This is a genomic window from Catenibacterium sp. UBA627 (genome assembly GCF_002299355.1).
Taxonomy (GTDB): domain Bacteria; phylum Bacillota_I; class Bacilli_A; order Erysipelotrichales; family Coprobacillaceae; genus Catenibacterium; species Catenibacterium mitsuoka.
In genome coordinates this window covers 27,183-35,701 of sequence record NZ_DBPF01000122.1, presented here as the reverse complement: position 1 = coordinate 35,701, position 8,519 = coordinate 27,183, and the positions used below count along the sequence as shown (strand labels likewise).

8 protein-coding genes and 1 pseudogene are annotated in these 8,519 nt (G+C 35.9%); all 9 read right to left on the bottom strand.

Annotation, left to right across the window (positions count from 1 at the left end):
- Nucleotides 1-70: 70 nt before the first annotated feature.
- Nucleotides 71-799: a GTP pyrophosphokinase gene (locus B2S90_RS08115; RefSeq protein ID WP_278780360.1), complete on the bottom strand. Its 729-nt coding sequence runs from the start codon at nucleotides 797-799 to the stop codon at nucleotides 71-73.
- Nucleotides 800-865: 66 nt separating this feature from the next.
- Nucleotides 866-2,224: an MATE family efflux transporter gene (locus B2S90_RS08110; RefSeq protein WP_286696856.1), complete on the bottom strand. Its 1,359-nt coding sequence runs from the start codon at nucleotides 2,222-2,224 to the stop codon at nucleotides 866-868.
- Between the two features lies 1 nt (nucleotide 2,225).
- The gene (locus B2S90_RS08105; RefSeq protein WP_006505128.1) at nucleotides 2,226-2,825 is read right to left on the bottom strand and encodes a thiamine diphosphokinase; all 600 of its coding nucleotides are present in this window, start codon (nucleotides 2,823-2,825) and stop codon (nucleotides 2,226-2,228) included.
- Nucleotides 2,822-3,466: a ribulose-phosphate 3-epimerase gene (gene rpe / locus B2S90_RS08100; protein WP_055234631.1), complete on the bottom strand. Its 645-nt coding sequence runs from the start codon at nucleotides 3,464-3,466 to the stop codon at nucleotides 2,822-2,824. Before rpe ends, B2S90_RS08105 begins: the two co-directional genes overlap by 4 nt.
- Nucleotides 3,459-4,325, bottom strand: coding sequence for a ribosome small subunit-dependent GTPase A (gene rsgA, locus B2S90_RS08095; RefSeq protein WP_055234633.1), 867 nt, complete (start codon nucleotides 4,323-4,325; stop codon nucleotides 3,459-3,461). Before rsgA ends, rpe begins: the two co-directional genes overlap by 8 nt.
- Nucleotides 4,326-4,333: 8 nt before the next feature.
- A complete protein-coding gene (pknB, locus tag B2S90_RS08090) occupies nucleotides 4,334-6,136 on the bottom strand; it encodes a Stk1 family PASTA domain-containing Ser/Thr kinase (protein WP_286696855.1) in 1,803 nt (600 codons plus the stop codon).
- Nucleotide 6,137: 1 nt separating this feature from the next.
- Entirely contained in the window at nucleotides 6,138-6,866 is a 729-nt protein-coding gene (locus B2S90_RS08085) for a Stp1/IreP family PP2C-type Ser/Thr phosphatase (protein WP_055233558.1), read from the bottom strand.
- A 1-nt stretch (nucleotide 6,867) separates the two neighbouring features.
- Entirely contained in the window at nucleotides 6,868-7,896 is a 1,029-nt protein-coding gene (gene rlmN / locus B2S90_RS08080) for a 23S rRNA (adenine(2503)-C(2))-methyltransferase RlmN (RefSeq protein WP_055233559.1), read from the bottom strand.
- Nucleotides 7,896-8,519: pseudogene (locus B2S90_RS08075) on the bottom strand (16S rRNA (cytosine(967)-C(5))-methyltransferase RsmB); the annotation flags it as partial. The gene rlmN and the pseudogene B2S90_RS08075, both read right to left, overlap by 1 nt.

The window sequence follows — 8,519 nt, the reverse complement described above, 5'->3', positions numbered from 1 at the left end:
ACAATAAAGGCAAAATTAAATGCCGTGTTTACCGCATATTAAAGTTTCATTTCCTCCAACAAAAAAGAATCTATTCAGACTCTCCCTTATTCATCATTGAACGTATCTTCTGCATACGTTTGTCTAATTTAGCACTTTCTACTGAACAGTCATAAAGTTCCTGAGCAATAAGTTTTGCTTCATCTTCAGGAATATTCTTCTTATAGCGTAATTTATGTTCCAAACTTGCCCAGAAATCCATCGCAATAGTACGAAGCTGTACTTCTACATAAACATACTTCTTTGTCTTCTGTAAGAAGATTGGTACCTGTACAATTAAGTGTAAACTACGATAACCACTAGGTTTAGGATTTTTAATATAATCCTTCATCTCAATCAAAGTAATATCATCCTGTCTTAAGAAGCTATCTGCAAGTTCATAAATATCTTGAGGAAATGAACAAACAACTCTGACTCCTGCAATATCTCTTATATTTTCTTCTAATGATTCCATAGTCATCGGAATATTCTTGCGTCTTACTTTTCTCGCAATACTGTCATATGATTTAATACGTGACTTGATGCTTTCAATGGGATTACCATCATATTCTAAAGAATATTCCTGATCTAATACTCTAAATTTTGTTTCTATCTCCATTACCGCGCAACGATAATAGGACATTAAAAGATCAAATGGCTTTTTATTCTTATCTAATAAATCTAAGAACTCATCAGAAAGAATGCTCTGTTTCACAAATTCTTCTCTTTTTTGTTCAATGATTTTAAATCCACTTCTTTTTATATCTTCTAGGTCTCTCATATATTCATCCTTCTTTCAATCTCTATCATTATAATCTATTTCTACGAAAAAAAGAACTGAGAAACCTCAGTTCATATGTTCAAGTGCTTTCTTGAATTGTTTTCTAAACAATAATACTGTAAATGTAATCGCAAAAAGATCTGCCACTGGTTCCGCTAAGTAGACAGCCATTGTCTTATCCACAAGTAATGCTGGCATAATATAAATAAGTGGTATTAAGAGAATGAATTTTCTAGTAACTGCCACAATAACTGATGCTTTCGCATTACCTAAAGCCACAAATGTCATCTGACAGGCAATCTGAATTCCAAATAATCCTACAACTGCCATATAGATTCTAAGTGCTTTTGTGGTAAAGAGAGAGAGTTCTTGTGCATTTGTAAAGAGTCCTACAAACATCTGTGGGAAGATCTGAATCAAAATCCAGATTGCCATTGAAAAGATAAGGGAAACCTTAAGTAATAATTTAAATGTCTTTTGAACACGTTTTTTATTCTTAGCCCCATAGTTGTAACTGATAATAGGCTGTGCCCCCTGTCCCAATCCCTGTAAAGGAAGCATCGCAAACTGCATAACACTAGTCAATATAGTCATTGCGCCTACTGCTATATCTCCTCCGTATTTTAATAAAGAAGAATTAAAACAGACCTGGATGACACTCTCACTTGACTGCATCACAAAGGTAGAAAGACCTAAAGCAAGACAGGGTAAGATGACTGAGTTATCTAAAGATAAGTTTTTCTTTTTTATTTTAAGTTTTGTTTTTTTGCCAAACAGGAAACGAAGAACATAAAAACATGAACATCCCTGTGAGATGATTGTCGCAAGAGCCGCGCCTTTGACACCTAGATTGAATCCAAAGATCAAAATAGGATCGAGGATGACATTACATAATGCCCCAATTACAACAGAAATCATCCCATTCTTCGCAAACCCCTGGGCCGTAATAAACATATTCATCCCCAGTGTTAATTGGACAAAAAGCGTTCCTATCGCATATATATTCATATAATCTACTGCATAAGAGATTGTATTACCACTTGCACCAAACGCAAGTAGGAAGGTACGATTTCCAAAGAATAGAATAAGTGTTAATACAATAGAGACAATAATCTGTGTAATAAAACAGTTTCCTAAAATCTTTTCTGCATGATCATGATTTCCCTGTCCCATATAAATAGAAGCACGTGGTGCCCCACCATTGCCTACTAGAGAGGCAAAGGCTGTCACAATCATAATAAGAGGCATACAGACACCAACTCCTGTTAAAGCAAGTGCACCAGTATGGGGAATATGACCAATAAACATACGGTCTACAATATTGTAAAGCATGTTGATTAATTGCGCTATGACTGTAGGTAAAGCAAGTTGTCTTAATAGTTTACCTACTGGTTCAGTCGCAAGAAAGTCTTTATTTTCAGCCATATTATCCTCCTATTCTTTGTGATTCAATAAAGATGAGATCTTCACTATTTTCTATTGTCAAAATACCATGACATTGATTAGAGATACATAATGGATCATGAGGTTCTAATGTATAACCATCAAGTGGATAATCACAATTCTTTAATGTGAGAATACAAGTCTTTTCAGTAAAGCAAGAGAAGTATTTATACTCAGTGCAGTCTATCTGATGTATTCCTTTAGGCAGCAAATAGATTCTATTGATATCATCATAGAGTGTAATCTTAATATCTGGATGCTGTCTTAAATAAATGAGTACTCCTAGAAAATGATCAATACGTCCACCAATGACGCCATAAAGATCTATTTCATCATAGCCTCTATTAAGTGCTTCGCTAATGGCTAGTTCTGTATCTGTTTCATCCTTGTGTGTAGGAAAGCTCAAAACTTCTAGCCCCTCAAGGTATTCTTTATGTTCTAGAGAATCAAAGTCTCCAATTGCGAATAATGGTTTAATAAATTGACGGTGCAGATGTTCCAAACCACCATCAACCGCAATATAAGGGATGTCTTTATTAAAGACATCCCCATTATTCATGCTTGCGTATAAGCCTATTTTCATTTGAGTGAATCAATAGCTTCCTGTCTATTTTCTGCCTTGAAGACATAGCTTCCAGCCACAAGAACATCTGCCCCAGCTCCACGGCATAGGTTGGCTGTATTTTCATTGATACCACCATCTACTTCAATAAGATAGCGTCTACCATTTCTAATTTCTTTTAATTCAGTAATCTTATCTAAGGCTGAAGGATTGAATGACTGACCTCCAAATCCTGGTTCAACACTCATTACAAGAACCATATCTAAATCATCTAGGAATGGTTTAACAGCTTCTACGTCAGTTCCTGGTTTAATAGAGATAGAAGCAAGACATCCTGCATCATGAATACGCTGAATAAGGACACGTGCTTCCTGCACGCTTGATACAGCTTCAATATGGAATGTAATGAGATCTGCACCTGCATTGATGAATTCATCTAAATACTGACCAGGATCAGTAATCATTAAATGAACATCAATAAACAAATCAGTGACAGCACGGACATTACTCAAGATACTATAACCAAATGAAATATTTGGTACAAAGTGTCCATCCATGACATCATAATGAATCCATGACTTTCCTCCATCATAGATTGTATCAATATCTTCTTTAAGATGCGCAAAATCAGCGGATAATACTGAAGGTGCAATTTTAACCATATCGTTTATCTTTCCTTTCTTTTACCTGCTTTAATAACTGCAGATAATCTTCATATCTTGTTTGATCTATGTCTCCTGCTTCAACAGCTTCTTTCACAGCACACTTTGGTTCACTATCATGAAGACATCCTCTAAACTTACAATGATGAGATAATTCTCTAAAATCATGATAAGTAGTCGCAAGTTCTACGGGTTCCATCTTCAGTTCCAAAGAAGAGAAGCCAGGTGTATCGGCAATATAGCCACCATACATCGGAATCAGTTCAACATGTCTTGTTGTATGTTTTCCTCTTCCTAATGCCTGTGAAATTTCATTTGTCTCAATATTCAATTCAATGTTTAAGGCATTCAAAAGACTTGATTTACCTACACCACTCTGTCCTGTCACGACTGTGACACGATTCTTTAGAAGTGGTTTGATCTCTTCAATACCCTCATTTTCTTTACTTGATACAAAATATAGATCATATGCATTGTACTTCTTTTTGATAACCGGAACAAGTTCTCTATTAAGATCTATCTTAGTAATAATGATAATTGGCTTAATCTTCTCATATTCAACCATTGCGAGGAACTGATCAAGAAGCATCTGATCAAAATCCGGTTCAGCAATAGAAAATACAAGGAGAGCTTGATCTATATTACAAATAGGAGGTCTTTCTAACTGATTATGTCTTTCATCAAGAGAAAGGATATAACCTGAACCATCCTTTTCTTCCTTGAAGCTGCAGAAGTCTCCTACAAGAGGCTTCTGTCCTCTGTTTCTAAATTTACCACGTGCCTTGCAGCTTACTACTTTTTCGCCTGTATCTACATAGTAGAATCCTGCAAGGACTTTTATAATCTGACCTTTAGGCATATCTTCTCCTATTCTGATTGTGCATTCTGACTGGCGTCATCACCATCATCATCTTCTGGTAAATCAGGCTGAGAAGGTGGTGTTGGTGGAGTAGGTTTCTTATCATAGTAATATAAGATAATTTCAGTGCCCTTGCTTGTTACCTGAGTATAAGGTGCAACAGACTGTTTAACGACTGTATTAACAGACATTGAGTTGATTGTTGCACTGTCAGTAGGTGATGGAAGAACAGATAATTTTACATTGGTGAAGCCCTGGCTTTCCAATGTTGATTTTGCGGCATTGATGTCCTGACCATAAAGTGATGGAACAGTAATAGTAACACCCTTAGAAACTGTTAAAGTGATAATCTTGCCTTTTTCATTAGGATCCTGTTTTTCTCCTTCAGAAATAGACTGTCCAATAACAATACCTGCTTTATATTCATCATCAGACTTTTCATACTTCTTCACCTTATATCCAAGCTTGGTAAGTTTCTTATAAGCTGTGTCATAAGACACACCTGTATAATCTTCCATGATAATATATTTACCCTTAGAAAGAGTTAATGTCACAGTATCACCTTTATTAATAGCATGTCCTGCTTCAGGATCTGTGGCTACTACAAGACCTTTTTCATATTTATCACTTAATTCATAGTTAACATTATCAGAAACCTTATAGCCTTTATCAATCAATAAAGCTGTTGCTTCTTTTTCGGTCTTACCTACTAAATCCATCATCATGCCATCTTTATTACCACCAAGTAAGAAGAAACCTGCCACAATCGCAAGACATACAATGACAGCACCAATAGCTGCACCAATCGCAATCTTCTTTTTCTTATCCATTGGTTCTTTCTTCTTCTCATCCTGAGGCTTGATTTCTTCAATTTCTGTCTGTGTTGTTTCAGGATCAATAGGTGCCGTTTTAGTAAAGAACTGTGAATCGCTCGCAATAATAGTTGGATCAGTATTAACATGGTCAAAAGTAAGCTTTTCTTCAGCTAAACGTTCTAAACATGTGTCTAAATCATCTAACATATCATCCGCACACTGATAACGATTATTTGTATTCTTAGCAGTCGCTTTGATAATGATATTTTCTACTGACTGAGGAATCGCTGGATTATAAGCACGTACTGAAGGAATTTCATCACGCATATGCTTTAATGCGATATTTACTGGAGACTCACCATTAAATGGTACATCTCCTCTTAGTAATTCATAGAAGAGAACACCTAAGGCATAAATATCACTCTGTGGTGTTGCTTTTTCACCTCTTGCGATTTCTGGCGCAAGATAGTGAAGTGAGCCCATGATCGTATCAGTCTGAGTCACCTGTGATAAAGACTGGATTGAGGCAATACCGAAATCCGCAATCTTTACAATGCCAGAATCAGTGACAAGAATATTCTGAGGCTTCAGATCACGATGTACAATACCCATAGAATGTGCAAGTGCAGTAGCTGAAGCAACCTGCTTCATAATGTCCACAGCTTCAACGTAATGAAGTGCACCACGCTTGTTAATTAATTCTTTTAAAGTCTGACCACGTACATATTCCATGACAATATAGTAAAGATCATCTTCTTCACCTACATCATAGATTTCTACAATATTACGATGACATAATGCAGCCGCTGCACGCGCTTCACGATGGAAACGAGTGATATAAATAGGATCTCCTGTCAAAGAAGAACGAAGTATTTTGACTGCTACTTCTCTTTTTAATATGTCATCATATGCAAGATAGACATCGGCCATACCGCCCTGTCCAATAAGTTCTTTTAATTCATAACGATCAGCAAGAACACGTCCTTTTTCACTCATCTTATGCTTCTCCCTTCTCAATTAGTAAAACACCAATATTATCTAATCCGCCAAATTCATTGGCTGATTGAATGAGGCATTCAGTTTTTTGATCAACTGATGCATTTTTTTGTAGTATTTCTTCAATCTGTTGAGATGAGAGTGAATTATATAATCCATCTGAACAGAGCAATATTGCACGATAATCCTCTTCAATCTTATAAAAAGAAATACGTAAAGCTTCTTTAATACCAATAGCCTGCACTAAGACATTTCTTTTTGGATGATGTGAGGCTTCTTCTGCATTGATCAAACCTCTTTTTACAAGTTCATTCACAAAAGTATCATCTGCTGTAATCTGCTTTAATGTATCTTTATATAAATAAGCTCTAGAATCACCCACATGGGATATATAAGTATTCTTACCATCCATATAACAGATGACAATTGTAGTCCCCATGCCTGCATATTCACTATGCATGTCACTTTCCTTATTCACAAGATCATTGGCAGTTAATAGTAAAGATGAAATCCAGGCATGAATAGATTCATCATCTAGAAATGGTGAATGATCAAAGAAATGTTCAATCACATAACGACTCACAAGTGTTGAAGCAACTTCACCTGCAAGATGACCACCCATTCCATCACACAATACGCCAACGATTTCATGATTCTTAATTTTATAGACTGCTCTATCTTGATTTACTGACCTTTTTATTCCGATATCAGTCATCGCGGAGATAGCCATATTATGCTCCTTTCTCTCTCTTTGCACGTAACTGTCCACATGCACCATCAATATCACGGCCATGTTCTTTTCTTAAAGTACAATTAATATGTAAACGAATAAGTTCATCCTTAAATGCAGTAATTGTATGACTTAGAGATTGTTTATAGCCATGTTCATCTACAGGGTTATAAGGAATTAAATTGACATAGACATTTAATCCACGAAGATAATGCGCTAACTGACGTGCATATTTGATATCATCATTAACATCCTTCAATAAAATATATTCAAGAGTGACACGACGATTTGTACGTTCAATATATGTCTTGATTGCATCTCTTAAATCATCCATATTATAGCGTTTGTTGACAGGCATCAATTCATTACGGATTTCATCATTAGGTGCATGTAAGCTGATTGCTAGATTCACCTGGATTGGTTCATGAGAGAAACGTTCAATTCCAGGAATCAAACCACATGTAGAGATAGTGAGATGTCTTGCGCCAATAGCTAAACCATGAGGTTCATTGACTGTATAGATGAAGTTCATGACTTCATCATAGTTATCAAATGGCTCACCTGTTCCCATGACGACTACATGAGTCACTCTTTCTTTTAAATCATTCATAACAGTCAAGACCTGTTTCACAATTTCACCACTTGTAAGGTTACGCTGTTTCTTTAGTAAGCCTGAAGCACAGAAGGAACAGCCCATATTGCATCCTAACTGGCTTGTGACACATAATGAACGACCATAAGTCTGAATCATCAATACTGTTTCAATGAGTCCTCCATCTTCTAATTCAAGAAGATATTTAGTCGTACCATCACGTGCGACCTGCTTTTCCTTGATAGTTAAAAGCGCATCACTGAAATGGTTGGAAAGTGTTTCCTGAAGTTCTTTAGAAAGATTAGTCATCTGATGAAAATCATAGACATTCTTTACATAAATCCATTCATAGATCTGTTTCGCACGGAAAGGCTTCTGCCCCATCGCTTTTAATTCTTCTTTTAATTGTTCAAGTGTTAAGTCATAAATTGATTTCATCATACATCCTTTTCTAACAGACACATATAAAAGCCATCACTGTGATATTCAAATGGAAGTATAGTACGCTCTTCCACTACATGCATATCGGGATGCTTCTTTATGAATTTTTCAATCTGTTTTTCGTTTTCTTTTTTATTTATAGTGCACGTACTATACACTATATTACCACCTTTTATACATAAAGAATATGCATTTTCTAGTAATTTTGCTTGAATAAGAATGATTTCATCCATTGCATCAGAATCATGGTACTTGATTTCAGGTTTTCTGGAAAGAACACCAAGTCCAGAACATGGACCATCTAAGAGTATTTTTGTATACTGCTTATCAAATAATGAAAGGTCTGTACTATCTCCTGTATGAACATGAACATTGGATAATCCAAGTCTTTTCGCATTGTCTTCAATAAGCTTTGCTTTATGTGGATAAAGATCATAAACGTCAATCAAGCCTCTATTATTCATGAGTATACCAAGATGTGTTGTTTTAGAACCTGGTGCCCCGCACATATCCAAGACAACATCTTCTTCACCTGGATTTAATAAACGGGCTACCATCTGTGATGATTCATCCTGAATAGTGACTAGACCTTCTTTAAAAGCTTCAGTATGCGCAATATT

What these genes read in the sequence shown, in the direction of transcription:
- B2S90_RS08115 (WP_278780360.1), bottom strand. Translation starts at nt 799, where the DNA reads ATGAGAGACCTAGAAGATATAAAAAGAAGTGGATTTAAAATCATTGAA.
- B2S90_RS08110 (WP_286696856.1), bottom strand. Translation starts at nt 2,224, where the DNA reads ATGGCTGAAAATAAAGACTTTCTTGCGACTGAACCAGTAGGTAAACTA.
- B2S90_RS08105 (WP_006505128.1), bottom strand. Translation starts at nt 2,825, where the DNA reads ATGAAAATAGGCTTATACGCAAGCATGAATAATGGGGATGTCTTTAAT.
- rpe (WP_055234631.1), bottom strand. Translation starts at nt 3,466, where the DNA reads ATGGTTAAAATTGCACCTTCAGTATTATCCGCTGATTTTGCGCATCTT.
- rsgA (WP_055234633.1), bottom strand. Translation starts at nt 4,325, where the DNA reads ATGCCTAAAGGTCAGATTATAAAAGTCCTTGCAGGATTCTACTATGTA.
- pknB (WP_286696855.1), bottom strand. Translation starts at nt 6,136, where the DNA reads ATGAGTGAAAAAGGACGTGTTCTTGCTGATCGTTATGAATTAAAAGAA.
- B2S90_RS08085 (WP_055233558.1), bottom strand. Translation starts at nt 6,866, where the DNA reads ATGGCTATCTCCGCGATGACTGATATCGGAATAAAAAGGTCAGTAAAT.
- rlmN (WP_055233559.1), bottom strand. Translation starts at nt 7,896, where the DNA reads ATGAAATCAATTTATGACTTAACACTTGAACAATTAAAAGAAGAATTA.